A 24,718-nucleotide genomic window follows, 5' to 3' on the forward strand; every position below is an offset into this window, starting at 1 on the left:
TTCCTCAGCTTATGAGGGCGTCCGCCACCTGGCGACGTTAACCCTGTGTTAATGCATTTTCCATTACAATTGCTGAAACTTGATTAAGGATTAATGTGATGGAAGATTTCCTGGTTACCCTGATGGCATGGTTCATCCACCTGGATGCGCATTTGCTGGAGCTGATCAACGCGCATGGCGACTGGGTCTATCTGATTCTGTTCCTGGTGATCTTTATCGAGACTGGCGTGATCATCATGCCGTTCCTGCCGGGCGATTCGCTGCTGTTCATCGCTGGCGCACTGGCGGCGAAGGGGCTGCTCGATCCGCTGACGCTGTGCGTGCTGCTGTTCATCGCTGCCGTAAGCGGGGACGCGCTCAACTTCACTATCGGCGCATGGTTCAAGCGCCGGGCGCTCGACACCAGCAAGATACCGTTCGTGAAAGCCGAGCATATCGCGCACACGCAGAAGTTCTTCACCACCCATGGCGGCAAAACCATCATCCTGGCGCGCTTCGTGCCGATCGTCCGCACGCTGGCGCCGTTCGTGGCCGCGCTGGGGGCAATGCCGCGCAAGGTGTTTTTCACCTACAACGTCACCGGCGCCTTCCTGTGGATCGGCAGCCTGGTGGCCGCAGGCTATTTGTTCGGCAATATTCCCTGGATCAGCCGCAACCTGACGGCGGTGGTGCTGGGCATTGTGGTGCTGTCGATTTTACCGGCCGTGGCTGGCTGGCTGCGTTCGCGCCGCACGGCGTAACGCTAGGGGCAAGCGCGGCGCAGGTGAGGGCGGAACAATACCCGCCCGATGATGCGCAGGGAAATGCCTTGCTCGCACAGAAAATCGACGGCCGCATTGCTGCCTCGAAATAGCAGATAACGGACGCCTTCGTCGATGATGGCTGACGCCCGCCGATCTTGCCGGTTCACCACCCGCAACACCGTTGCATGCGGCGGCGGGAAGGCCGGCGCGTGGAAAGCGCGCTGGCGTACCGGCAGGATGTGGGCAACGGGGCAGAAGTCTGTTCGCGTCATGATGGTAGCAATAACAAGAATACCGCCATGCTACGCCCAATGCGCGCCCCGGGATGTTCGCTAGCGCTCGTTGGGCGTCCGCCGCTCAATCCTTGCGTTGCGCTGCCACCGCCTCGGCCGTCACCTTGCCTAGCTTGCCGCCGAACTGGAAGATGACGTAGTTGCTTAGCTGCGCGATTTCGGCATCGGTGAGGGTACTGAAGGCGGGCATGAAGACGTCTTCGGTGCCGATGCGCATTTTGCCGCCATGCAGAATCATTTGCGTGACGTTGCGGCCACTTGGATCGTTGACCGAGCGCGCGCCCAGCAAGGCGGCGTATGGTGTTTGCGGTCCCTGGCCATTCCACTGGTGACAGCTGGCGCAGCTGCCTTCAAACAATCTCAGCCCGTTCTGCAAGTCGGCCGTCGTGTTGGCGGCTGGCGTGTACGCGGTGGAACTGGCCACGGTATCCGGCTTGGGATTGACCGTCACCGGATTGTCGCCCTTGCGCGCCGGAATGCTGCGCAGGTAGGTGATCAAGTCCTTGGTATCTTGCGGATCCAGATATTGCAGGCTGTTGTCGACCGCTTCGCCCATCGGTCCGGACGCGGGGCCGTGGCCGGCGGCGTGGCCGAAGCGCAGATACTGGTACAGGTCGGCGTCGGTCCACTTGCCGATGCCGTGTTCCGGGTCGGAGGTGATGTTCGGCGCTTGCCAGCCGTTGACGATGGCGCCGGCCAGTTCGTTGCGGTGCTCCAGCGCGAAGCCGATGTTGCGCGGCGTATGGCATTCGGCGCAGTGGGCCAGGCCGATGGCCATGTAAGCGCCGCGATTCCATTCGGCCGATTTGTCGGTGGACGGCTTGAAGCGCTCGCTGCGGAAGAAGGCGGCGTTCCAGAAGCCCATCGCCCAGCGCTGGTTGAACGGGAACGACAAGCCCGGCTCCGGCGTGGCCTGTTCCACCGTCGGCAGGCTGAACAGATAGGCCTTGATGGCCAGCACATCGTCGCGGCTCAGCAGCGAGTACGAGGTGTACGGAAAGGCCGGATACAGGCGCTGGCCATCGTGGCGCACGCCTTCATGCAGCGCGCGCACGAAGTCGTCGTCACTCCAGTTGCCAATACCGGTTTTCTTGTCCGCCGTGATGTTGGACGAGTACAGCGTGCCAAACGGCAGCTTGAACGGCAGCCCGCCGGCAAACGGCTTGCCGCCGGCCACCGTGTGACAGGCCACGCAGTCGGCCGCGCGCGCCAGGTATTCGCCGCGCACGATTTGCGGCGCGGTGGCCAGCGCGCCATGCAGCATCGGCGCAGTACCCGGCGAGGGATCGGGACGCGTCAGCCAGACATAGGCGGCGACGCCGATGACGGCCACGCAGACCGGGATCAGGAGCAGGCCGCGCTTCATGCTACACCGCCTTTCTGCGCCAGCTGTTCGCGTTTTATCGGCAGTTCCCGCAAGCGCACGCCGGTGGCGGCGAAGATGGCGTTGGCCAGCGCCGGCGCGGCAATCGCGGTGCCGACTTCGCCAATGCCGCCGGGCGCTTCGCTGCTGTGGACGATGTGGACTTCGACGTTGGGCGTTTCGTTCATGCGTATCATGCGGTAATCATTGAAGTTGCTTTGTTGGACGACGCCATGTTCGATGGTGACTTCGTTGTACAGCGCCGCGCTCAGGCCGAACAGTAGGCCGCCCTGGACTTGCGCCTCGATCGAGCCGGTGTTGACCGGCACGCCGCAGTCGACCGCCACCACGGCGCGCCGCAGCCTGACGTCGCCCTGCGCGCTGACTTCCACTTCCACCATGGCGCACACCTTGCTGCCGAATGGCTCGCCCAGCGCGACGCCACGTCCTACGCGCGGCGGCAGCGGGCTGCCCCAGCCCATCTTGGCGGCGGCCAGTTCCAGTACCGCCGTGCTGCGCGGATTGTTGCGCAAGAGAGCTTTGCGCCACGCCACCGGATCGGCCTTGGCGCGGTGCGCCAGTTCGTCGAAGAAGCTCTCGACCACGAACAGGTTGTGCAGTGCGCCGACGCCGCGCCACCAGCCAACCACCAGGCCGGGCGGCATGTCGTGGCGCACCCATTCGACCTTGAGGTTGGGCACGGCATACGGCAGGTCGGCCGCGCTTTCCACGGCGTCGCGATCGAGCCCGTCCTTGCGCATCGCGGCCGGCGCCCAGCGGCCCAGCACGGTGCCGCTGCAGATGCGGTCGCCGAACCAGACCGGCTTGCCCTGCGCGTCCACCACGGCGGAAATCACGTCGTGGTACATCGGCCGCACGATGTCGTGGCGGATGTCTTCCTCGCGGGTCCAGATGATTTTCAGCGGGTAAGGCGCCAGCTTGGCGAAGGCGACCGCCTGTTCGATATAGTCGGTTTCCAGCCGGCGGCCGAAACCGCCGCCCAGGTATTGCGGATGCAGGATCACTTTATCGACCGGTAGTCCGGTCAGCTTGGCGGTGCTGGCTACCGCGCGCGTCGGCACCTGCGTGCCGGCCCAGATTTCGCAACGCTCCGGCGTGACGTGGACGGTAGCGTTGAGCGGCTCCATGGTGGCATGCGCCAGCATCGGCATCTTGTAGGTGGCCTGCACCAGCTCGCCTTGCGGCTTGCTGCCGACTTCGCGTGCGACGACAGCCTTGCCGTTGGCCTGGCTGTCGGCCAGGCCGTCGCGCAGTTGCCTGGTGCTGAGGTTGGCGTTGGGACCGTGGTTCCAGGTGATGTCCAGCAGTTCCATGCCGCGCTTGGCGGCCCAGAAGTGCTGCGCCACCACGGCCACCGCGTTGTCGATGCGCAGCACGTCGATCACGCCGTGCACGGCGCGGGTCTTGCGGTCGTCGACGCGCACCAGCGTGCCGCCGCGCGTCGGGCAGGCCATGACGGTGGCGATGCGCATGCCGGGCACGCTGACGTCGATGCCGAATTTGGTCAGCCCCAGCACTTTGTCGGGTGAGTCGAGGCGCGCCATCGGTTTGCCGATCAGGCGGAATTCGCCCGGCTGCTTGAGTTTGACGTCGCCCGGATCGGGCAACTTGCCGGCCGCTGCCGCCACCTGCGCATAGCTCAGGCTGCGGCCGGACGGGCGGTGATAGATCACGCCGCGTTCGACCACGCAAGTGTCCGGCGCCACTTTCCATTTGCTGGCGGCCGCGCTCACCAGCAGCGCGCGCGCCACCGCACCGGCCAGGCGCAATTCGGCAAAGGTGCTGCGGGTACTGGTGGAGCCGCCGGTGATCTGCCCCTTGAGCAGCTTCATGGCATACAGCTCCTCGTTGGGCGGCGCATGTTCGATCTGGATCTGGTCCAGCCCCACATCAAGCTCTTCCGCTAGCAACATGCTGGAGCCGGTGTAAATCGATTGGCCCATTTCCACCATCGGCATCACCAGCCGGATCGTGCCGCTGGTGTCGATGCGGACGAAGGCGTTGGGGGCGAAGGCCGGTGCGCCATCGGCGGCAGCGGCGGCGGCGTCACCGGGCTGGCGATGCGCGCTCATCATGGCAACTGCCGCTTTCGGCGTCGCCATGATGGCGAAGGCGACCGACAGGCCGCCGGCTTTCAGCAGGCTGCGGCGTTTGGCGGAGAGGATATCGGCGCTCATTTCCGGCCTCCCACGGCGCTCACCGGAATCGCTTGCGTGACGACGATCTTGCCGGTGGCGGCCTGCTTGATGGCGGCGCGGATGCGCACGTAGGTCGCACATCGGCAAATATTGCCGGACATGGCGGCGTCAATGTCGGCATCGGATGGCGACGGATTGCGCTTCAGCAGCGCGGCGGCGGACATGATCTGGCCGGACTGGCAATAGCCGCACTGGACCACGTCCACCGCCAGCCAGGCATCCTGGATGCGCTTGCCGCTGTCGGTGGCGCCGACCGCTTCGATGGTGGTGACTTCACGCGTGCCGACCGCCGAGATCGGCAGCACACAGGAGCGCACTGGCTCGCCGTCGAGGTGCACGGTGCAGGCGCCGCACTGGGCGATGCCGCAGCCGAACTTGGTGCCGGTCATGCCGATCACATCGCGGATGGCCCACAGCAGCGGGGTATCGCCATCGATGTCCACCACATGCTGGCGGCCGTTGACGTTGATCGTAAATGACATGGACTACTCCTGAAAAAGTATGAAATCCTTTTTAGCCTAGCAATGTTTTGTCGGCGTGATAACTAGCTATTAGCCATAAACCGTTGTGCGCCTTTTGCACAAGCGGCTTATCCCTGAGTACGTGTGAACGCCTATCTTTGTGCAGATAGCCAGGCGCGGCCGGGTTTGCTAGCATGGGGGGGGCCACGAAAGGAATACAGATGCAGTCAGAAAAATTCGCGGAATTCCTCGGGGTGTTTGTCGATGTCGCGCGCGAAGGCAGCTTCTCGGGCGCGGGGCGGCGCCGTGGCCGCACGCCGTCGTCGGTCGGACGGCAGATTGATATGCTGGAGCAGCATCTGGATACCGCGCTGTTCCTGCGCTCGACCCGGCTGCTGACGCTGACCGATGCCGGCGAGGCGCTGCTGGTGCGCGCACGCCAGATTCTCGATTCGCTGGCCGATGCGCAGCAGGAACTGGCGTCGATGAAGGGCGCGGTCACCGGCATCTTGCGGGTGGCCTGCTTTCCGACTTTCGGCAAGCGCTATGTGTTGCCGGTGATGGGCCAACTGGCGCGCCAGTATCCCGATCTGCGGCTGGAGCTGGACCTGACCGAGCGCATGGCCGATCCGGTGGCCGAGCGGCTCGACCTGGTGATCCGCATCGGCGACATCGCCGACAGCACCTTGATCGGTACCCGCATCGCCACCCAGACCCGCATCCTGTGCGCCAGCCCGGCTTATCTGGCGCAGGCCGGCACGCCCACGGCGGTAGCCGACCTGAGCTCTCACCGCCTGATCGACAAACTGCACGGCGCCGACCTGCTGGGCTGGACCGATGTGCTGGGCCAGCCCGCGCGCGCCTACAGCGCCCAGCCGGTGTTCGCCTGCGACGATTTCGAGGCGATGCGGCTGGCGGCGCAGGAAGGGATGGGCATTGCCTATCTGCCGGACTGGGTGGTGGGAGAGGATATTCAGGCGGGCCGGCTGCGGCAACTGATCCCGGCATGGTCGGCGCAGGCGCGCGCCAGCACCGGCATCTACGCCTTGCGAGCCTTGCGCCAGCCGCCGGCACGGGTGACGGCGCTGCTGGACGCGTTACGTGTTTTTATCGGGCATCCGCCGGGCTGGTCGGTGAACCCAGCAGCGACTGCCTGACGAAGATCAGGGCTACGCCGATCAGCGCGGCGATGGTCATCACGGTCGCCATCACCGTCAACTGGTTGCCGGCAAGGATGCCGACTAATGCACCGGCAGCGGCGCCGGCCAGCATCTGCATCGACCGCAACAGCGCTGCCGCACTACCGGCCACATTGCCGACCGAGGCCAGCGCCTGGTGGGTGGCGTTGGGCATCACGATGCCGGCGCAGATATTACTTAGCACCACGCAGGCGGCGATCAGCGCAATCGAACCGAGGCCCAGCGTGGACGCCAGCAGTAGCAGCAGGCTGATGACGCCGGAGCCGAGCACGCCGCCGATCAGGAGGCGGTCGGCGCTCCACACGCGCGCCAGCCGGCCGCCGGCGGCAGCGCCGATGATGGTGCCGGCCGCCGTCAGCGCAAACAGCATGCCGTAGACGCCGCTCGACACGCCCAGCATATCGATGAACACCGCCGACGAACCGGTGATGTAGGCAAACATGGTGCCGAACGAGGCCGCCAGCAGCGCCGCGTGGATCAGGTAGTGGCGGTTGCGCAGCACCTGACCATAGGCGTGCACGGCGTCGCGGAACACATTGCGTTGCGGCGCGCCACTGGTCTGCGGCCGGCTTTCCTGGTAACCCCAGGCAGCCAGCAACAGCAGCACCAAGCCGATACCGCCCAGGCTTTGGTAGATCAGCCGCCAGCTGCCGAGTTGCAGCAGCGCCGCACCCAGTAACGGCGCCAGCAGCGGCGCCACGGCGTTGACCAGCGCGACATAGGATTGCCGCGTGAGGGCGGCATGGCCGCTGAAGACGTCACGGATGATCGCCGCCGGCAAGGCCGCCGCCGCGCCGGCCGCCACGCCTTGCAGCAGGCGCACCAGCAGCAGTGGGCCGATCTGGTCGGCGTAGGCACAGGCGAACGCGGCCAACGAGAACAGGCCCAGGCCAAACAGCAGCACCGGCTTGCGGCCGTAGCGGTCCGACAGCGGACCGAACAGAATCGGCCCGACCGAGAAGCCCAGCAGGAACATGGTCAGCGTGCGCGTGGCCTCGCCGATGCTGATGTGGAAAGCGGCCTGGAGCGCTGGAATGGCTGGCAGGCCGATGTCGATGGCCAGCGGCGGCAGCGCTGAAAGCAGTCCCAGCATGACGATGTAGAACGGCGAAGTGGACCGGATGTAGTTGCGTGACATATGATGGAGGTGTATCGTTAGGCGGTACAGTAGTGTATCACGATGCGGTACAGTTTGCTGAGCAAGGGAAAATCGAAGATGGAAGGTATTCAAGTCATCACACGGGCTGCGGCGATTTTGCGTGCAGTCGGCGCGCAGCCGGATGGGCTGAGTCTGGGCAAGCTGGCCCAGGCCACCGGATTGGCGCGTTCGACGGTGCAGCGGATTGTCGATGCGCTGGAAATGGAGCATCTGGTGCAGGCCGGCGCCGGTGGGGTGCGGCCCGGCTGGGGCTTGCGCCGGCTGGGCGAGTTGCCGGGCTCGGGCATCGCCCAGGAGTTAAGGGCGGCGCTGTATGAATTGTTCGAGGCGACGCACGAGACTATCGACCTGTCGACGCTGACCGGCGGCGAAGTGCTGTTCGTGGACCGCTTCCTGTCGGACCAGCCGGAGCGCGCGGTGCCGTCGGTGGGAGCGATCTATCCGGCCTACACCATGGCCAGCGGCAAGGGCTTACTGGCCTGTCTGTCCAATGAAGAGATCGAGGCGCTGTACGCCGATGCGCCGCTGCAGCAGCTGACGCCGAATACGGTCGCCAGCATGCCGGCCCTGTTGCAGCAAATCGACGGCATCCGCGCCGGCGCGTTCGCCTACGACCTGGAGGAGCATGCGCTGGGCCGCAGCGCGATCGGCCTGCCGGTAGGCGTGCATCAGGGCGTGGCGCTGGCCATCTCGGTGGTGCTGCCGACCGGACGTTTCGCGCGCCAGCGCAACACGGTGGAGCAGGCCGTGCTGCGCTGCGCCGAACGTTGCCGTGCGCAGCTGGCGGTTTATTTAACCGGCACCGGCGCGGTCAAGCCGTCGACGTAGAAATCGAAGAAGCGTTGATTGTCGAAGCGCTGGACTATCACGGCGGGCTGTAGCCCCGGCTGCGCCGTCGCATAGGCGATCGAATGGCCATTGTTGGCGCCGACGGTGGTGTCGACATCGACCCAGCGCCGCGCCGTGGCGGTGGCGTAGCCCGCATCCATCAGGTAGGCCAGTGTCAGCGTGTCCCACACATCGGTGCTGTAAGACGGGTTGGTTTCGAAGCCGTTCTTGCCGTCGTAGCCGTAGCCATTGAGTTGCCGGAACAGGTGGGCGATGGCGCCATCTTTGGCCGCGCCGTTTACCACGCGGTCATACACTTGCTTGTCGATCTTGACGGTGTCGGTGACGTCGAGCGGGAAGATCACATGCCGCACCGGCAGGCGCAACACCTCGCGCGCGGCCTCGGGATCAAACCACCAGTTGAATTCTGCCGTACGGGTGGTGTTGCCTGGCACCTCGAAGGCGCCGCCCATGTAGATGATTTGCCCGATCAGCGGCACGATGTCAGGATGCTGACGCACCGCCAAGGCGATATTGGTCAGCGGGCCGATGGCCAGCAGCGTCACTTCGCCCGGATGTTGGCGGATGCTGTTGGCGATGAAATCAGCCGCGCTTTGCGCGCGCAGTGTGGTGTGGCTGGCAAAGCCGTCCGGCGGCGATGCCAGTTCTGCGTCGGTGCGCGGTTCCGGCTTGTTCCACGCGCCCAGGTAGCCATCGCCGCCCGGATGCCGCTGTTGTTCGGCGAGGATGGTGGGCAGGTCGTGCGACAGCGCGTAGTTGGCGCCTGCGTAGACGCCGACGCGCTGCTCGATGCCGAGCCGTTCGACGGCCTTCAGTGCTTCGGCGCTTTCCTGCCGCAGCCATTTATTCCCCGATACCAGCGTCAGGCCCAGTATCTCGACGCGGCCGCGCGCCTGCAATTGCGCGGCGATGGCCAGCAACTGGCCATCGTCGTTCAGGGTGCCGAAATCGCTGTCGATGATGATCTTGGGGATGCTGGCTGCCGTGCACTGGATGGCGGCGCACAGTGCCAGCAGGCCGGCTGTCAGGTTGAGAAGTCGCCGCATCGGTGTTCCGCGTCAGGTGGGGGAAAGTTTGCCGGACAGTGTAACCGGAAGCTCGTCAAATACAATGCGGCATACTGCTTCACATTTGGCGAGGTCGAAACGGCCGTCGGTACGCACGCCCGATTCCATGTCGATCCAGTAGCTGGCGCCGGCGGCGATAGGGAAGGCGGGCAGCGTGGCGCGCACGGTATCCGGACCCAGGCCGCCGGAATAGCCGCAGAACGGCAGCTCCGCCTGCGCTGTCGGCCAGTTGGTGGGACGCACGCCGGTGCCGAAGGAAACGTCGTACAGCCAGTCCACGCGCAGGTCGTCGGGAAACGCGCCCTGGCACTGCAGCGCCGCCCGCACGCCATGGCGTGCGGCGAAGCGGGCGCTGTTGCGGATCTGGTGGTCGCTGCTGCCGGCGCGCGCATGGTTGATCTGCACGCGCGAAAAACCGGCCAGATCGAGTCCTGGATCGATGCCTTCGACAATCTGCTGCGCGGCGTCGCCGCAGATGTGCGCCGACAAGCGCAACGGCGCGCCTTGCAGGATCTGGCGCACGCTGGCCGGCGGGAACAGCGGCGCACCTTCCTGAGCGGCATCGAGCAGCACGCCCCATTCAATCGGGTAGCGCGCGGACAGTGCTTGCATGCCCGGCAGGAGATCGGCGCGGTCGATGCCGGTGAAGGTGATATAGGCGGGAGCGGAGTAGTTTGTCGTCATGGCTGCCATTTAATAAGTGGTACGTACCATAATCTCACGATATCAGTGAAAATGCAAAAATATGCAAAATAAATCGGAAATATGGTCCGTACCACGATAGAATTTAATCTGGTTTTTCCAACGATGGTGGATCCACAGGTGATGTGCATGCATGATTTGTTCAGCTTCCCGGCTCAGCGCCGTTTCGATTTACTGGCCGTTGGCGACCCGAATGTCGACCTGGTGTTCACGGTCGACCGCGTGCCCCTGGCCGACCAGAAGGTGCTGGGCCGGCGCCTGCCATCATTCGCCGGCGGCACCGTCGCCAATGTGGCGTGTGCGGCCAGCCTGCTGGGCCGGCCGACGCTGGCTTACGGCCGGCTGGCCGGCGACGCCGATGGCGATTTCCTGCGCCGCGAATATGAGCGCTTTGGCGTCGCCACCAGCCACTTGCGGGTGGTGCAGGGCGCCATGTCGCCGACGGCGCTGATCCTGATCGACGCCAGCGGCGAGAAGGCGCTGGTATATTCGCAGATGCCGGGGCGCACCCTCGATGCGGACAGCTTGCCGGCGGCGCTGGCGCAAAGCCGCCTGCTGTATGCGATGCCCTACGATCTGCCGGAATTTGTCGATATCCATCAACTGGCGCGGGCAGCCGGCGTGCCGCTGGCGATCGATATCGAGGCGGCCATGGTGCCGGACCGTGAGCACCTGCACCGGCTGTTGTCGCTGTGCGACCTGGCCTTCATGAACGACGCCACCTACCGCGCCATTCTCGGCGAGGCGCCGCAATTGGAGCGCATGACCGACCTGCTGGCGCATGGCGCGCGCATGCTGGTGGTCAGTTGCGGCGCGCGCGGCGCGATGCTGGCGGCACATGGCCAGTCGCTGGTACAACCGGCCTTTCCCGCCACCGTGGTCGACAGCACCGGCGCCGGCGACAGCTTTAACGGCGCTTTCCTGGCCGCGCTGCTGGAAGGGCAGCAGCCGGCGCAGGCGCTGCGCTTTGCCTGTGCCGCCGGCAGCATCGCCGTCACGGCAACCGGCGCGCGATCGGCGCTGCCCACGCGCGCGCAGGTCGAGGCCCTGCTGGCAAAGGGATGGCAGGACGTCCCATGAATATTGTTCAACGGGCCGACCGCTATTTTCAACTCAGCGCGCGCGGCACCACGCCGGCGCGCGAGGTGATTGCCGGCTGCACCACCTTTGCCGCCATGAGCTACATCCTGGTGGTCAACCCGCTGATCCTGGCGACGGCCGGCATGGACCGCAGCGGCTTGTTCCTGGCCACCATCCTGTCGGCCATGACAGCCACGCTGGTGATGGCGTTGTGGGCCAACCTGCCGATCGCGCTGGCGCCAGGCATGGGGACCAACATCGTATTTGCGCAGGTGGTGGTGGGGCAGATGGGCGTGCCGTGGCAGACCGGCCTGGCGATGGTGCTGCTGAACGCCCTGGTGTTCCTGGTGCTGTCGCTGACCAAATGGCGGGCGCGTATTGTCGCGGCCTTCCCCGAACCGGTCAAGCTGGGCATGCAGTGTTCGATCGGCGTGTTCATCGCCTGGCTGGGATTGCGCAGCGGCGGCCTGCTGGTGGCCGATGGCGGTTCGCTGGTGGGCTTCTCGCGCCTGCACGACGGCGCCGCCTGGCTGACCTTGGGCGGCATCCTGTTCACCGCCATGCTGATGGTGCGGCGGGTACCAGGCGCGTTCCTGCTGACGATGCTGCTGGTGAGCGCACTGGGGCTGGTCGTCACGGGGACTGACGGCAAGCCGCTGACCACGTTGCCGGACAGCTGGTTCGGCCTGCCGGCTGTCAGCGGCGAGCTGCTGTTCGCGCTGGATTTCAAAGGCTTCGCCTCGCATTTCATGCTGCTGTTGCCTGTCACGCTGTACTTCCTGCTGATCGAATTCTTTGCCGGCACTGCCACCATGTTCGGCGTGATTCGCAGTGCCGGGCTGTTGCAGCCCAACGGCGACCTGCCGCGCGCGCGGGCAGCCTTCGCGGCGGATGCCCTGGGCAGTGTTATCGGCGCCGTCGCCGGCACGTCGACCGTCACCGCCTATGTCGAATCGGTGGCTGGCGTCGAGGCGGGTGCGCGCACCGGCTTGAGCGGGGTGGTGGTGGCGGCGTTATTCGGTCTTGCGCTGCTGTTCGGCCCTGTGCTGACGGCGATTCCTGCCTGCGCCACGGCGCCGGTGCTGGTGATGGTGGGCTTGTGCATGCTGGACGGCTTGCGGGAGCTCGACACCAGCGCGCCGGAACACTGCCTGCCGCCGTTGCTGATGTTGCTGGTCACCGCTTGCAGCGCCGACCTGATGGTGGCGCTGGCGCTGGGCTGCTTTATCTACACGCTGATGCTGCTGGCGCGGCGCCGCTGGCCGGGCGCCATGGTGATCGGGCTGGATGCCGTATTCGTGCTGTATCTGGCGCTGCGCGGCCAGATCGGCTGAAGTCTGTTCAGTTGACGCCGCCCTTGCTGATGCGGGTCTTGTAGCGGTAAGGCGGCGCGTACTTCATTTCGCAATATTCAACCGGCTCGCGCCGGTCCGAGAGCATCACGCGCTCGCACAGCAGCAGCGGTGTGCCGACCGCCACCTCCAGCAGCGCCGCGTCGCCGGCTTCCGCCGCCACCGCGCCTACGCTCTCCAGGCTTTCCGACGGCTTGATGCCCAGTTTGTCGATCAGCAGCCGGTACAGCGAACCGGTACGTTCCAGTTCCTGGCGCTCCAGCTGCGCGCCTTCCGGCAGGCGCAAAAACGATTCCTGCAAACCAACCGGCTTGCCGTTCATCAGGCGCACGCGCTTGATGCGCAGCAGCGGCTCGTCCGGTTCGATGTGCAGCAGGCTGGCGATGGCCATGTTGGCCGCCACGCTTTCCATGGCCAGGATGGTTTGCCCCGGCACGCCGCCGCGTTTGATGGTGTCGTCGGTAAAGCTGTCCAGGAAGCGCGACATCTGGCGCACCGCCGCCGGCGCGGCAAAGGTGCCGCGTCCATGGTCGCTGTACAGCAGGCCTTGTTGCTCCAGCAGGCGGATCGCCTTGCGCACCGTGTCGCGGCTGACCTGATAGGTGATCGCCAGTTCGCGCTCCGCCGGCATTGGCTCCTGGGCGCCAATGCTGCCCGACTCCATCAACTGCTTCAGCGTGTCGGCCAGTTGCTGGTACAACGGCTGCGCGGTTTTCGGCATGGCGGCATTCTCGGTGGTTGGTGATCGCATTCGGCTTGGCAGAGGATGTGATAAGGAGCAGACGTATTGTAGCGAATCGGCGCCGGCTGCGGTGATTTGTGACCTGCGTATGACATAGGTACGTACCAATAAAAATAAAGTGATTTCTCCCTACACAATAATCAGCATTATTAGAATTTTTCGCTTTTAAATTGGTACGTACCACTGTAATATTTTTTGCACATGACTACAGGGGGATTTATGTACGCGAAAAAACTGGGAATGCTGGCGGCCGGCTCGGCGGCGATGTTGCAATGGGGTGGTGTGGCGCGCGCGCAGGAGGAGGCGGTGCCGAACGTGGTGCAGATTACCGGGCAGGTGCTGGGCAAGGGCGAGGCGCGCGCCAACAGCGTGATCGACCAGACGGTGATCGCCGAACAGCCGGCCGGTCTCGATCCGCTCAAGTTGCTGGCCCGCGTGCCGGGCATGCAGGTCAGTTCCAGCGACGCGCTGACCGGCAGTTTCTCGATGCGCTTGTCGATGCGCGGGTTTAACAAGGAGCAGATCGGCATTTCGATCGACGGCATTCCGAACGGCTCCACCTTGTCCAACGGCGGCACCATGCCGAACCGCCTGTTGGATCCGGCCAACCTGGTGCGGGTGGATGCGTCGCAGACCGCCGGCGACCTGGGCACGCCGTCCAACCAGGCGCTGGGCGGCTATATCGATTTCAAGACGCGCGACCCGGCCAAGCAGCGCGGCGGCGAAGTGGAACTGTCCGGCGGCAGTTATGGCTACCAGCGTGGATTTGTCCGCGTCGACACCGGCAAGTCGGACGCCGGCACCAGCGCCTATCTGGATTATTCGCATGAATATGTGCGCACCTGGCCGGGCGATGAATCCGGCCGCAACACCCGCCGCCACCTCGACGCCCGGGTGCTGCAGGACTTGGGCGGCGGCTCCAGCCTGCGCGCCACCGTCAGCTACAATAAATTCAGCGATAACGATTACGACGCGGTGGCCTTGCTGGCCGAGTCGTCCAAGCTATACAAGGCTACCTTCTATGGCAATCCGACCACCGACGGCCTGACCGACCACTGGACCGGCAATCCGGCGATTGACCAGAATTATCGTGGCACGCGCGGCATCAACAGCGAAGACACGTTGATGCATATCGACTGGACCCAGCGCTTCGGCGACAGCGGCAAGCTGACCGTCAAGCCGTACTGGCACAAGCAGGATGGCAACGGCTGGTTCTATGTGCCCTATGTCCAGCTGCCCAGCAATGGGCTGGTCTACAGCCCGGTGGCGGCAGGCGGCAAGCCGACCGCCGTGGTGCAGGAGTGCTACGCCAACCAGTACCAGCGCACTGCAGGTGGTGCGTTGATTCCGGTGAGTGCGGTGACCATCCCGGCCGGGTCCAGCGCTGCCGCACTGTCCACCGCCGGTTGCCCCGCCGCCGCCAAGTACGCCATGAATCCGATCAGCCAATGGGGCGCGCGCGAAGCCAGCACGCGCCGCAGCGATAACGCCATCGACCGCAAGGGCGCGTTGGCGGAAGTATCCGCCGCGCTGGGCGAGATCCAGCATATCCGCGTCGGCGGCTGGCTGGAACGGACCACCCGCGACAAGGACCGCAACTGGTTCGTCGTCACCGATCCCACCGTCAGCGGCGCCTACAAGGACAGCGCGCTGTACTCCGTCACCCAGGACCGCCATTATTCGTCCGACACGGCCATGGTCTACGCGCAGGACAAACTCAGCTTGCTGGACGACCGTCTGCTGCTCGATCTGGGCGCGACCTATCAGCGCTTCAAGGAAGATTATTCCTCGCCGGTGGAGTTTGCCGGCGTGCGGGCGTTGCAAGTCAGTTCGCGGCTGCTGCCGAAGCTGGCCGCGCTGTACCGCCTGAACAATGACTGGGAAGTGTTCGCCAGCGGCGCCAAGAACTTCAGCGCGATTCCCGATTCGGTGTTTGAAGGCACGGCGGCGGTCGATTCGAAAAACGGCATCAAACCGGAAACCGCGATCAACAAGGATGTCGGCGTGCGCTGGACCAGCGACGACGGCTACGGCGCCGCACTGACCGCGTACAAGATCGACTACCGCGACCGCATCTCGATCCAGAACGGCAATCCGAATGGCGACATTTTCTCGCGCGACGCCACCACCACCTTTGCCAACCAGGGCGGCATCAGCTCCAAGGGCGTGGAGCTGACCCTGCGCGCCAGCGGCGCCAGCTACGAGCTGTACGCCAACGCCTCGTACAACGACGCGCACTATGCCGCCGACACGCCGGGCGAAGGCATCAAGGCCGGCGATCTGGTACTGGGCGCACCGCGCCGCAGCGCCTTTGCCGAGGCAACCTGGAAGCCGACGCAGGCATGGCGCCTGACGGCCAACGCCCATTACGTCAGCGAAGCGGCCGGCACCTACGGCGACGTGGCCAATACCGTCATCGCCGGCGGCCCGGCCGTCTATCCGCGCCAGTACATGCCTGCGTACACGCTGGTCGGCCTGAACTTCAGCTACAAGCCGAGCGGCAGCCTGTTCGGCTATGGCAGCCGCACCGAGTTCGCCTTCAACGTCGACAATCTGTTCGACAAGCGCTATCTGGGCGGCGTCGGTGCTGAACTGACCAGTTCCAATCCGCTCACCACCGGGCGCTATTTCCTCGGCAGCCCGCGCACTTTGTACGCCACCATGCGGGTGAAGTTTTGAGCATCGCCGCCGTCGTGCCGCTGCTGGTGGCGGCGCTGGCGCTGTCGGCGTGCGCCGCCGCGCCGCCGCCTGCACCGGCCGGCGACGAGCCCTTGGCCGGGCTGCGCCTGATCGGCGAACAGCGCATCCCATACCGGCAGGTGTTCCAAGGCACGGTGGTGGGCGGCCTGTCGGGCATCGACTACGATGCCGCCAGCCGCAGCTGGATCATCGAAAGCGATGACCGCTCCGAGTACAGCCCCGCGCGTTTCTACACGGCGCGGCTCGACTATGACGACCAGCAGTTTCGCGCTGTCACGCTGGAGGCGGTGGATCTGTTACGCCAAGCCGACGGCAGCAGCTATCCGTCGGCGGCAGAGTACCCGGCGCGCGGCGGCGAGGTGGCGGACGTCGAGGCGATCCGTTTCGATCCGCTGGACGGCGGCATCTGGTATGCCAGCGAAGGCAATGGACCGCTGGGCATGGCGCCATTCATCCGCCAGGCGGCGGCCGATGGCGGCTATCGCCGGCAATTGCCGCTGCCGGCCATGTTCACGCCGGTGCCGCAGGTCAGCGGGCCGCGCAGCAATCTGAGTTTTGAAGGGCTGTCGTTCGCGCCGGACGGCCAGTCGCTGTGGCTGGGAATGGAAGCCCCCATGCAGCAGGACGGCGCACTGGCGACGCCGGAACACGGCGCCGTCAGCCGCTTCAGCCGCTTCGACCGCAGTGGCAGGATGCTGGCGCAATATGCCTATCCGCTCGACCCGGTGCAAGGCGTGCCGGCGCCGGGCCGGTTTGGCGACAACGGCGTCGCGGAAATCCTGGCGCTCGATACGCACCGGCTGCTGGCGCTGGAGCGCTCCGGGGTGCAGGATGCCGGCGGACGCTTCGAGTTCCATATCCGCCTGTATCTGGTGGAACTGGCGGGCGCTTCCGATATCGGCACTTACGCCACGCTGCAAGGCGCCGTCTACCGGCCGGCCGGCAAGCGCCTGCTGCTGGACCTGAACGCCGCCGGTCTGGATCGGGTCGACAATCTGGAGGGCATGAGCTGGGGACCGCGTCTGCGCAATGGCCACCGCAGCCTGGTGCTGGTTTCCGACGACAATTTCAGCCCGCAGCAGGTGACGCAGCTGCTGGTGTTCGAGGTGCTGCCACAGTAGTGCTCGCCGTGCGGACGCGGAGGTATAATTCCCGGCGGTCCATCACTCCGATCACGAAAGGCGTTACTTTGAACATTGAACTGGCATCGCTCAGCCGCGCCGAGCTGGAACGGCAGCTGGCGTACAGCAGCGTGCGGCGCCATGCGCTGTTGGAAGCGATTGATGACGGCTTCTGCGTCATCCAGTTCATGGACGGTCCGCACGGGCCGTTGAGCGACTACCTGCACATCGAGGCCAACTCCGGCTACGAGCGGCATACCGGCATCGGCGGCATCGTCGGCAAGAGCCTGCGCGAGATCGAGCCGGACAATGCCCAGACCTGGCTCGACCTGTACGGCACCGTGCTGCGCACCGGCGAGACGGCGCGCTTTGAGCAGGAGTTCCAGGCCGTCGGCCGGCATATCGAAGTGTCGGCGATGCGCGTCGGGCCGGTCGAAATGGCGCAAGTGGCGGTGCTGTTCCGCGACATCACGGCGCGCAAGAAAACCGAGGCGGCGCTGCGCGAAAACGTGCAGCGGGTGCAGCTGGCGCTGGCGGCCGGGGCCATCATCGGCACCTGGTTCTGGGACGTGCCGAAGGACCAGTTCAGCGTCGATGAGGGATTTGCCGATGCCTTCGGTTTCGATCCCGCCAAGGGCCGTGCCGGGCTGTCGCTGGCCGAGGTGGTGGAAACCATCCACCCTGACGATCGCGCAGCCCTGGCGTCGGCGATGGCGGCAGCGCTGGCGCGCGGCGGCGCCTATGCCCATCAATATCGCACGCGCCGGCGCGACGGCAACTACTATTGGCTGGAAGCGAACGGCCGCGTCGAGCTGGATGCCGATGGCAAGGCCAGCGCCTTCCCCGGCGTACTGATCGATATTGAGGGACGGCGTGCAGTAGAGGCCGAACGCGACCGCGCACTGGCCGCGCTGCGGGGGCTGAATGAAACGCTGGAGCAGCGCGTCGAACAGCGCACCGCCGCGCTGCTGGATGCCGAGGCGGCGTTGCGGCAGGCGCAGAAAATGGATGCGGTCGGCCAGCTGACCGGCGGTCTGGCGCACGACTTCAACAACATCCTGGCCGGCATTTCCGGCAGCCTGGAATTGATGAAGATCCGGCTCGGGCAGGGCCGCGTGGAGGACCTGGAGCGCCACGTCAACGCCGCGCAATCGGCGGTCAAGCGGGCGGCGTCGCTGACGCAGCGCCTGCTGGCCTTCTCGCGCAGGCAGACGCTGGACCCCAAACCGTCCAATCTCAACCGCATCATCGCCGGCATGCAGGAACTGTTATCCCGCAGCGTTGGGCCGGCCATTGCGGTTGAGACGGTGGCGCCGGCCGGTTTGTGGAATAGCTTTGTGGACGTCAGCCAGCTGGAAAACGCCTTGCTCAACCTGTGCATCAACGCGCGCGACGCCATGCCGGACGGCGGCACGCTGCGCATCGCCAGCGCCAACCAGACGCTGGACGCGGAAGCCGCCGCACAGCGTGGCCTGCCAGCTGGCGAGTATGTCGCGCTGACCGTCAGCGATACTGGCGTCGGCATGACGCCGGAGGTGCTGGCGCGCGCCTTCGATCCGTTCTTCACCACCAAGCCGGCGGGACTGGGCACGGGACTTGGCTTGTCGATGGTGTACGGCTTTGCCGGCCAGTCCGGCGGCTCGGTGCATATCGCTTCCGAGCCGGGCCGGGGCGCTACGGTGAACCTGCTGCTGCCGCGCTATGTGGGCGACGACGTGTGGGAAGAGGCCGCGCCGGACGGCAGCGCGTCGCCGGCGATTGTGTGGCGAAAGAAAATCCTGGTGGTGGACGATGAACCGCTGGTGCGCACGGTGGCGGTCGAGATGCTGGAGTATCTCGGCTACGACGTGATCGAGGCGAAAGACGGGCCTTCGGCGCTGGAGGTGTTCGCCGGCCATACCGACATCGATTTGCTGATCACCGATGTCGGCATGCCGAACGGCATGAACGGCCGCCAACTGGCTGACGCCATTCGCGCGCGGCGGCCGGATCTGCCGGTGCTGTTCGTCACTGGCTACGCCGAGCACGCCGTGCTGAATCACGGCCATCTGGAACGCGACATGCAAATCATCACCAAGCCGTTTGCCGTTGAGGTGCTGGCGCGGCGGGTCAAGGCGCTGACCGAAGGCGAGGGCGGGGCGTGACCGAAGTCGCCGTCACCCGCCGTTCCCGCAAAGCACCGCAGCCCGAGGCTTTGCTGGCCGCCGCCTGCGGCATCGTCAGCACCGAGGGACTGGCCGGGCTGACGCTGCGGCCGCTGGCGGAAGCGCTGGGCGTGTCGGTTACCGTGCTGACCAGCCACTACGGCGCGCGCGCCGACGTCATCGCCGCCGTGTGCGATGCTGCCTGCGCGCACGACCGCCAATTGCTGGAGCGCTGGCGCGCGATGCTGGATACGCTGGGCACGCTGTCGCCGTCGATCGCCGCCGGGCTGGCGGAAACCATGCTGGAAGAGTGCGCTACCGAACAGCGCGCGGTGTCGGTGCTGTATCTGGAAGTGCTGCATGCCTGTACCTGGGACGAGGCGCTGCGGCCGCTGTTTGCCGCCTGGTCGGCGCAGCGGCACAGCTTCTGGCAATTGTTCGCCGAACGCGCCGGATTGGCGCCGGCCTTGCTGACAAGCGGCTGGTGGCATGGCTACACGGTTGCTGAGCTGGCGTACAGCCTGGTGCTGAATCCGGTGTCGTCGTACCGCACACTGCGCCGGCTGTGCCTGCGCCGCCTGTTTGCCGGTGGTGTGGCAACGCGTGCCGATGCCGGCGACGCCGCGCTGTTCGCGCTGCTGCTGGAACAGATGCAGGTGGTGAGCGGTGACTTATCAGAGGAGCCAGGTGGCGCATCGGCCTGGGCCGCACAGGCGGCGCGCATCTGCGGCCGCAGGCTGGCGGCGCAAGGCGTGCACGGGCTGACGCATCGCGCCATTGCGGCGGAGATCGGCATTCCGCACACCACGCTGAGCTACCGCTATCCGGCGCAGCGCGATCTGGTGATTGCCGGGCTGGAATCGATCATCGCCCACATCCGTTTTGCGGTGGACGCGGACAGCCTGACTGAGCTGCAACGCCTGCGCGTGGAAGGCGACGGCAAGCAGCTGGACCTGGCGCGCGCCAACTTTGCCGTGGCGATCGCCGCAACGCGAATGCCCGAACTGAGCACCTACACGGCCGACATGCGTAGCCGGCGCGGTAACAATCTGGCGAAAGTCTTCATGAAATATCTGCCGCAGACGGCCGGCATCGATGCATTGTGCGCGCAAGTCATCTCGATGGGCCTGACGGGCCTGACCAACACCGAACCGCCCGGCGACGCGTCCGACAAGACGGTCGCCGCAGCGTTCGGCGCGGCTGCGCAGTGGCTGCAACAGCAGCCGTAGACTTCGCTTACTCGGCGTACGCCCACAGGTCAACCAGCGTGCTGCCGCTATACGTCAGCAGGCGGAACACGGCTGGCGCGTAATCGCCATCCACCACCAGATAGCCGTCCGACTGCGCCGGCAAATCACCGCATCCCGAGGTGCTCAGCGACGCCTTCAGCGTGTTGGGCAGCGTGCCGGCGCTCAGCTTGCCGGACAGTTTACAACCAGTGCCGCCCGCCACGATGTCGCCGCTGCTACTGACGGAAAACGCGGCCGCCGCGCCGCTGGACAGGCGCACGCTGTAGCTGCGCGCTAGCGCGCTGACTGTCACGGTGGTGGACGGCGTGGCGCTGCTGTTCAGCAGATCCAGCGTGGTGTTCTGCGTGGCGGTAGGCGTCATCTGCCAGCTGCCATTGCCGTCGCGACGATACAGCGCGCTGGCCTGCTGGCCGCTGTTGTTGAGCACCAGCAGACGGCTGCCATCGGCCGCCGCATAGTATTTGCCGGCGGTTGGATTGGCGGCGTCGCCGGAGCTGACGGCGTAAGCGCCGGCCGCCAGTTCGGTGACCTTGACGTCAGGCGCCGGCACATCGTTGCTGCTGCCGCAGGCACTCAACAGCAGTGCGGCCGCGCCGGCCAGAATGGTAAGAGAACGGTTCATGGCGCGGCTCACTGGGCAAACAGATCACGCAGACGCAAGCGCAGCCACTGCTGGCCGGCCGGACGCTGGTCGTAGCCGACCTGCATGGCGGTCACGCTGATCTTGGTTTTGTAGACGATGGCTTCATCTTCCGCCTGGTCGGCGGTGGCGGCGGCCGGCAGCGAACCGCTCAGGCCCCACGGCGCGGCGCTGCTGAATTTCAGCGAGTAGGTATCGTAGGTGCCGATGCGCGAGAAGGCCCAGCCGGCGTTGGCGGCCACCGCATCCGGGAAGTTGACGTTCAGCGCGGTGCCGGTCGGCAGCAGGGCGGAACTGCCGGCCTTGGCCTGCAAGGCGGTGATCAGCTTGGTGGTCAGCTGCGCCACGGTCTTCGACTTGGCGTTGGCCAGGCCGGCGTTGTCGATGGTGTCGGTGCCGGCGCTGAGCGCGATCGACGGGATGCCGCGTCCAGCAGCGAACTGGGCGTTGCCGATGGTGCCCGAGTTGATCACCACCTTGCCGACGTTCTGGCCTTCGTTGGGGCCGGACAGCAGCAGGTCCGGCGCCTTGCCCCAGCGGGCTTGCGCCAGCACGTCCAGGCCGTACATGGTGGCCATCACCGGTGTGCCGTGCACGTAGTTGAAGTCGCCGCCGGTGTAGCCGCTCTTGGTGAACTGGCCGACCGCTGGGGCGCCGGTGACGGCAGCGCCGTTGTGGCAGCCGCCTTCGGCTTCGATCTGGGTCTTGTCGTTGTCCGGAATGATGGTGGTGGTGCTGTACATCACGATGGCGGCGCTGCGGCCGCTCTGGCCGGTGCACGGTACCGAGACGATCACCGAGTGGCCGGCGGCCTTCAGCTCGTCGTACAGCGCCTTCAGGTTGCTGGTCAGGCCGTCATCGTTGGACAGCACGATATTCAGGGCGAAGGCAGGGCTGGCGCACAGGGCCAGCGCGGCGCTCATGGCTAAACGTTTCATGGTTTTCTTGCTCTCTCGACGTGGGAAAACCGTGAGAATAAGAAAAATTTATGACGGCACTATGACATCAGTACGAATAAATTTACCTATAGTGTCGTCATAAAAATACAGTTGTACGATTATTCGAACTGGATGCGGGTGACGTAATACGGCTTGTAGCTGTCGGCGCCGCCCTGCAGCAGGATGCCGTCGATGGTCTTGTTGGCGGCGGCCAGTTCTTTCAGCGGCACCACCACCACCGCCCAGGTCTTGGCTTTGGGCTGGATGGTGTAGCCGGCCTCCATCGGCTTGCCGTCGGCCATGGCCTTGACGGTCAGGCTCTGGCCACCTTCCATGCCGCCGTTGATGTAGAAGCTGACCTTGGTGAACGGCGCGCTCGAAAACGCGTCATGGTGCAGTGCCAGTCCGGACCACGGTTCGCCTTCAACTTTGATCGGCTTGGCGCTGCCGATCGGCGCCGAAAACTGGACCTTGGCCCAGCTCCAGTTCTGCCAGCCGTTCTTGAGTTCATCGTCGTAGGCGACGAAAGGGGAGGTGGTTTGCGCCAGGGCTGGCAAGATGGTGGTGAAGGCCGCGATGGCCAACAGGATGTGTTTCATGTCGTCTCCGTTTATGCTCGCATGGGTGCGAATTATTGTGAACTGCCAACCCATTTTGCGAGCACGTCAACGGCGGCGCAATGACGAATTTCACCAACCTTCCTAATGAAATCCGCCAGCGCCGCCGTCTGCGGTGACTTATGGTTTTGCCGGTAGTACTTGCACCTCGATGCCCGAATACATCGCCGGCGCGTGATAGACGCGCTGGGTCGCCTTCTGGAAGTCTTCCGGCTTGGCTTTCGGAATATCGACGAAGGTTTGCGGGTTCAGATCGACCAGCGGGAACCACGAGCTCTGGATCTGCACCATGATGCGGTGGCCGCGGCGGAAGGTGTGGTTGATGTCGCTCATGCTGTAACTGACGGTTTCCACCTTGCCTGGCGTGAACGGCTGCGGATTGTCGAAACCGTTGCGGAATTTACCACGCAGCGGGTCGCCGCGCACCAGTTGCTGGAAGCCGGCCATGGTCACTTGCGGTTTGGCGACGTCGCCGCCGCGCGGCCGCTCGTCGCCGTCATCGCTGGCTGGATACTCCGGCGGGTAGACGTCGATCAGCTTGACCACCCAGTCGGCGTCGGTGCCGGTGGTGGAGACGAACAGTTTGGGCTTGACCGGGCCGGCGAAGGTGACGTCTTCCGTCAGCGGTTCGCTGCGATAGGTCAGCACGTCCGGACGGCTGGAGGCGAAGCGCTGGTCGCCGACCATGTATTCCTTCGGCGCGCCGTTGGCCGGGTAGGCGGTGAACGGCACCGGCTTGCGCGGGTCGGCCACGTATTCGTCGAAGGCGGCGCCGGCGGCTGGCTGTTTCCAGCTCAGTGTGCCGTTATCGCCCAAGTACAGGGTGCGTGCCTGCGCTGGCTTCGGCGGCCAAGCCGCGTAGTTGCGCCAGACGTTGCTGCCGGTTTCAAAGGCATAGACTTCGGCCGTGTTCTTGTTGGTCACGCCTTTCAGGTGCTGCTCGAAGAACGGGTACTGGATCTTGGTGCGGAAGTATTCGCCGGTCTTGCTGTCGAAGTTCACGTAGCCCAGGCGCTTGCCTTCGCCGCGCGCCCAGCCGCCGTGCACCCACGGACCCATTACCAGGCCGCTATAGGTAGCCGGGTTGTTCTTCTTGATGTTGGCGTAGGTGGTCAGCGGGCCTTGCAGGTCTTCCGCGTCGTACCAGCCGCCGACCGTCAGCACGGCGGCCTTGATGTTCTTCAGGTGAGCGGCGATATTGCGCGACTTCCAGAATTCATCGTAGCTGCTGTGGTCGATGGTTGGACGCAGCAGCGCTTGCTGCTTCGGCGTCATCGTGCCGAGGATGTTGGACAGCGTCAGGTGCTTGAGGAAGAACTCATAGCCGTCGGCGGTGCCGTAGTCGAAGCGGTCCCAGGTTTTCGGCAGCGGCGTTGGATTTTCCGCTTCCACAAAGGCCGAGTAGAAATCGAAATTGGCGGCCAGCATGAAGGCGCCGCCGTGGTAGGAGTCGTCGTTCATGAACAGGTCGGTCACCGGCGCCTGCGGCGACGCGGCTTTAATGGCCGGGTGCGAATCGATGATGCTGGCTGAGGTGTAGAAGCCAGGATACGAAATGCCGAGGATGCCGACCTTGCCGTTGTTGTTGTCGACGTTCTTCAGCAGCCAGTCGACGGTGTCGTGCATGTCTTCGCTCTCGTTGCCCTGGCCTTTGGCGCGGTTGGGATTGACGTGTGGCGTCATCTCCTGCCACTTGCCTTCCGACATATAGCGGCCGCGCACGTCCTGCTTGACGAAGATGTAGCCGCTGTCCTCGAATTCCTGCGACGGGCCGATGTGTTCCGGGTAGTAGTCTTCACCGTAATGCAGTTCGCCGCCCGACTGCACGCCGGCGCTGTACGGCGTGCGCTGCATCAGGAAAGGATAGCTCTTGCTGCTGTCCTTGGGCACATAGACCACGGTGAACAACTTGACGCCGTCGCGCATGGGAATGTTGAATTCATACTTGGTGTAATGCTCGCGCAGGCTGTACTTCGGCGCATCGGCGGCCAGGACGCTCTGGTGGCACACGCCCCCCAGCAGCAACGACAGGGCAAGGGCGGTAAGACGGGCTTTCATGGAATCCTTGTGGATGAGATG

21 protein-coding genes are annotated in these 24,718 nt (G+C 65.1%); 9 read left to right on the plus strand and 12 right to left on the minus strand.

Annotation, left to right across the window (positions count from 1 at the left end; translation table 11 throughout):
* Positions 1-98 precede the first annotated feature (98 nt).
* Complete coding sequence (locus GTP69_RS16135) at positions 99-740, plus strand: VTT domain-containing protein (protein ID WP_161055813.1); 642 nt, start codon at positions 99-101, stop codon at positions 738-740.
* A 2-nt stretch (positions 741-742) separates the two neighbouring features.
* Here the strand turns inward: GTP69_RS16135 and GTP69_RS16140 are convergent, their stop codons facing one another.
* The 4 genes from GTP69_RS16140 to GTP69_RS16155 form a co-directional block, all read right to left on the minus strand.
* Positions 743-1,015 (minus strand): hypothetical protein, encoded by a 273-nt coding sequence (locus GTP69_RS16140; protein ID WP_161055814.1) that lies wholly within the window; start codon positions 1,013-1,015, stop codon positions 743-745.
* A gap of 85 nt (positions 1,016-1,100) precedes the next feature.
* Positions 1,101-2,402, minus strand: a complete 1,302-nt coding sequence (locus GTP69_RS16145; protein ID WP_161055815.1) for a cytochrome c — start codon at positions 2,400-2,402, stop codon at positions 1,101-1,103.
* Positions 2,399-4,597 carry a xanthine dehydrogenase family protein molybdopterin-binding subunit gene (locus tag GTP69_RS16150; protein ID WP_161055816.1) on the minus strand — a complete coding sequence of 733 codons (2,199 nt, stop codon included), beginning with the start codon at positions 4,595-4,597 and terminating at the stop codon, positions 2,399-2,401. Before GTP69_RS16150 ends, GTP69_RS16145 begins: the two co-directional genes overlap by 4 nt.
* Complete coding sequence (locus GTP69_RS16155) at positions 4,594-5,100, minus strand: (2Fe-2S)-binding protein (protein ID WP_161055817.1); 507 nt, start codon at positions 5,098-5,100, stop codon at positions 4,594-4,596. The genes GTP69_RS16150 and GTP69_RS16155 overlap by 4 nt, the downstream gene beginning before the upstream one ends.
* Positions 5,101-5,300: 200 nt before the next feature.
* On the opposite strand from GTP69_RS16155, the gene GTP69_RS16160 reads away from it, so the two are divergent.
* Positions 5,301-6,236: a LysR family transcriptional regulator gene (locus GTP69_RS16160; protein WP_161055818.1), complete on the plus strand. Its 936-nt coding sequence runs from the start codon at positions 5,301-5,303 to the stop codon at positions 6,234-6,236.
* Here the strand turns inward: GTP69_RS16160 and GTP69_RS16165 are convergent.
* Positions 6,187-7,416: a Bcr/CflA family efflux MFS transporter gene (locus GTP69_RS16165; protein ID WP_161055819.1), complete on the minus strand. Its 1,230-nt coding sequence runs from the start codon at positions 7,414-7,416 to the stop codon at positions 6,187-6,189. The two genes, GTP69_RS16160 and GTP69_RS16165, sit on opposite strands and share 50 nt — an antisense overlap.
* 78 nt (positions 7,417-7,494) lie before the next feature.
* On the opposite strand from GTP69_RS16165, the gene GTP69_RS16170 reads away from it, so the two are divergent.
* Entirely contained in the window at positions 7,495-8,265 is a 771-nt protein-coding gene (locus tag GTP69_RS16170; RefSeq protein WP_161055820.1) for an IclR family transcriptional regulator, read from the plus strand.
* On the opposite strand, the gene GTP69_RS16175 is transcribed toward GTP69_RS16170, so the two are convergent.
* Both GTP69_RS16175 and GTP69_RS16180 read right to left on the minus strand, forming a co-directional pair.
* Positions 8,226-9,332 (minus strand): nucleoside hydrolase, encoded by a 1,107-nt coding sequence (locus GTP69_RS16175; RefSeq protein WP_161055821.1) that lies wholly within the window; start codon positions 9,330-9,332, stop codon positions 8,226-8,228. The genes GTP69_RS16170 and GTP69_RS16175 overlap by 40 nt on opposite strands.
* Positions 9,333-9,344: 12 nt before the next feature.
* Positions 9,345-10,037 carry a beta/alpha barrel domain-containing protein gene (locus GTP69_RS16180; RefSeq protein WP_161055822.1) on the minus strand — a complete coding sequence of 231 codons (693 nt, stop codon included), beginning with the start codon at positions 10,035-10,037 and terminating at the stop codon, positions 9,345-9,347.
* 147 nt (positions 10,038-10,184) lie between these two features.
* On the opposite strand from GTP69_RS16180, the gene GTP69_RS16185 reads away from it, so the two are divergent.
* Both GTP69_RS16185 and GTP69_RS16190 read left to right on the plus strand, forming a co-directional pair.
* On the plus strand, positions 10,185-11,135 hold the full coding sequence (locus GTP69_RS16185; protein WP_161055823.1) for a carbohydrate kinase family protein: 951 nt from the start codon (positions 10,185-10,187) through the stop codon (positions 11,133-11,135).
* Complete coding sequence (locus tag GTP69_RS16190) at positions 11,132-12,469, plus strand: NCS2 family permease (RefSeq protein ID WP_202424446.1); 1,338 nt, start codon at positions 11,132-11,134, stop codon at positions 12,467-12,469. Before GTP69_RS16185 ends, GTP69_RS16190 begins: the two co-directional genes overlap by 4 nt.
* A 7-nt stretch (positions 12,470-12,476) precedes the next feature.
* Here GTP69_RS16190 and GTP69_RS16195 read toward each other — a convergent pair whose 3' ends face one another.
* The gene (locus GTP69_RS16195; RefSeq protein ID WP_161055825.1) at positions 12,477-13,238 is read right to left on the minus strand and encodes a GntR family transcriptional regulator; all 762 of its coding nucleotides are present in this window, start codon (positions 13,236-13,238) and stop codon (positions 12,477-12,479) included.
* A gap of 210 nt (positions 13,239-13,448) precedes the next feature.
* Between GTP69_RS16195 and GTP69_RS16200 the strand changes: the two genes are divergently transcribed.
* The 4 genes from GTP69_RS16200 (at position 13,449) to GTP69_RS16215 (ending at position 20,423) form a co-directional block, all read left to right on the plus strand.
* Positions 13,449-15,908: a TonB-dependent receptor domain-containing protein gene (locus GTP69_RS16200; RefSeq protein ID WP_161055826.1), complete on the plus strand. Its 2,460-nt coding sequence runs from the start codon at positions 13,449-13,451 to the stop codon at positions 15,906-15,908.
* Complete coding sequence (locus GTP69_RS16205; RefSeq protein WP_161055827.1) at positions 15,905-17,050, plus strand: esterase-like activity of phytase family protein; 1,146 nt, start codon at positions 15,905-15,907, stop codon at positions 17,048-17,050. Before GTP69_RS16200 ends, GTP69_RS16205 begins: the two co-directional genes overlap by 4 nt.
* Positions 17,051-17,124: 74 nt before the next feature.
* Positions 17,125-19,194: a response regulator gene (locus tag GTP69_RS16210; RefSeq protein ID WP_443093253.1), complete on the plus strand. Its 2,070-nt coding sequence runs from the start codon at positions 17,125-17,127 to the stop codon at positions 19,192-19,194.
* Positions 19,191-20,423 carry a TetR/AcrR family transcriptional regulator gene (locus GTP69_RS16215; RefSeq protein WP_161055828.1) on the plus strand — a complete coding sequence of 411 codons (1,233 nt, stop codon included), beginning with the start codon at positions 19,191-19,193 and terminating at the stop codon, positions 20,421-20,423. The genes GTP69_RS16210 and GTP69_RS16215 overlap by 4 nt, the downstream gene beginning before the upstream one ends.
* Before the next feature lie 7 nt (positions 20,424-20,430).
* Here GTP69_RS16215 and GTP69_RS16220 read toward each other — a convergent pair whose 3' ends face one another.
* The 4 genes from GTP69_RS16220 to GTP69_RS16235 all read right to left on the minus strand — a co-directional run bounded on the left by GTP69_RS16220 (position 20,431) and on the right by GTP69_RS16235 (position 24,697).
* Positions 20,431-21,066, minus strand: coding sequence for a hypothetical protein (locus GTP69_RS16220; protein WP_161055829.1), 636 nt, complete (start codon positions 21,064-21,066; stop codon positions 20,431-20,433).
* 8 nt (positions 21,067-21,074) lie between these two features.
* Positions 21,075-22,022: a 5'/3'-nucleotidase SurE gene (locus GTP69_RS16225; RefSeq protein ID WP_161055830.1), complete on the minus strand. Its 948-nt coding sequence runs from the start codon at positions 22,020-22,022 to the stop codon at positions 21,075-21,077.
* Between the two features lie 119 nt (positions 22,023-22,141).
* Entirely contained in the window at positions 22,142-22,621 is a 480-nt protein-coding gene (locus tag GTP69_RS16230) for a hypothetical protein (protein WP_161055831.1), read from the minus strand.
* A 138-nt stretch (positions 22,622-22,759) separates the two neighbouring features.
* A complete protein-coding gene (locus GTP69_RS16235; RefSeq protein WP_161055832.1) occupies positions 22,760-24,697 on the minus strand; it encodes a CocE/NonD family hydrolase in 1,938 nt (645 codons plus the stop codon).
* Positions 24,698-24,718 lie beyond the last annotated feature (21 nt).

Source organism: Duganella levis (genome assembly GCF_009857605.1).
GTDB lineage: Bacteria > Pseudomonadota > Gammaproteobacteria > Burkholderiales > Burkholderiaceae_D > Rugamonas > Rugamonas levis.

What these genes read in the sequence shown, in the direction of transcription:
- GTP69_RS16160 (WP_161055818.1), top strand. Translation starts at nt 5,301, where the DNA reads ATGCAGTCAGAAAAATTCGCGGAATTCCTCGGGGTGTTTGTCGATGTC.
- GTP69_RS16175 (WP_161055821.1), bottom strand. Translation starts at nt 9,332, where the DNA reads ATGCGGCGACTTCTCAACCTGACAGCCGGCCTGCTGGCACTGTGCGCC.
- GTP69_RS16135 (WP_161055813.1), top strand. Translation starts at nt 99, where the DNA reads ATGGAAGATTTCCTGGTTACCCTGATGGCATGGTTCATCCACCTGGAT.
- GTP69_RS16170 (WP_161055820.1), top strand. Translation starts at nt 7,495, where the DNA reads ATGGAAGGTATTCAAGTCATCACACGGGCTGCGGCGATTTTGCGTGCA.
- GTP69_RS16230 (WP_161055831.1), bottom strand. Translation starts at nt 22,621, where the DNA reads ATGAAACACATCCTGTTGGCCATCGCGGCCTTCACCACCATCTTGCCA.
- GTP69_RS16225 (WP_161055830.1), bottom strand. Translation starts at nt 22,022, where the DNA reads ATGAAACGTTTAGCCATGAGCGCCGCGCTGGCCCTGTGCGCCAGCCCT.
- GTP69_RS16235 (WP_161055832.1), bottom strand. Translation starts at nt 24,697, where the DNA reads ATGAAAGCCCGTCTTACCGCCCTTGCCCTGTCGTTGCTGCTGGGGGGC.
- GTP69_RS16155 (WP_161055817.1), bottom strand. Translation starts at nt 5,100, where the DNA reads ATGTCATTTACGATCAACGTCAACGGCCGCCAGCATGTGGTGGACATC.
- GTP69_RS16185 (WP_161055823.1), top strand. Translation starts at nt 10,185, where the DNA reads ATGCATGATTTGTTCAGCTTCCCGGCTCAGCGCCGTTTCGATTTACTG.
- GTP69_RS16195 (WP_161055825.1), bottom strand. Translation starts at nt 13,238, where the DNA reads ATGCGATCACCAACCACCGAGAATGCCGCCATGCCGAAAACCGCGCAG.
- GTP69_RS16140 (WP_161055814.1), bottom strand. Translation starts at nt 1,015, where the DNA reads ATGACGCGAACAGACTTCTGCCCCGTTGCCCACATCCTGCCGGTACGC.
- GTP69_RS16150 (WP_161055816.1), bottom strand. Translation starts at nt 4,597, where the DNA reads ATGAGCGCCGATATCCTCTCCGCCAAACGCCGCAGCCTGCTGAAAGCC.
- GTP69_RS16165 (WP_161055819.1), bottom strand. Translation starts at nt 7,416, where the DNA reads ATGTCACGCAACTACATCCGGTCCACTTCGCCGTTCTACATCGTCATG.
- GTP69_RS16200 (WP_161055826.1), top strand. Translation starts at nt 13,449, where the DNA reads ATGTACGCGAAAAAACTGGGAATGCTGGCGGCCGGCTCGGCGGCGATG.
- GTP69_RS16190 (WP_202424446.1), top strand. Translation starts at nt 11,132, where the DNA reads ATGAATATTGTTCAACGGGCCGACCGCTATTTTCAACTCAGCGCGCGC.
- GTP69_RS16145 (WP_161055815.1), bottom strand. Translation starts at nt 2,402, where the DNA reads ATGAAGCGCGGCCTGCTCCTGATCCCGGTCTGCGTGGCCGTCATCGGC.
- GTP69_RS16180 (WP_161055822.1), bottom strand. Translation starts at nt 10,037, where the DNA reads ATGACGACAAACTACTCCGCTCCCGCCTATATCACCTTCACCGGCATC.
- GTP69_RS16220 (WP_161055829.1), bottom strand. Translation starts at nt 21,066, where the DNA reads ATGAACCGTTCTCTTACCATTCTGGCCGGCGCGGCCGCACTGCTGTTG.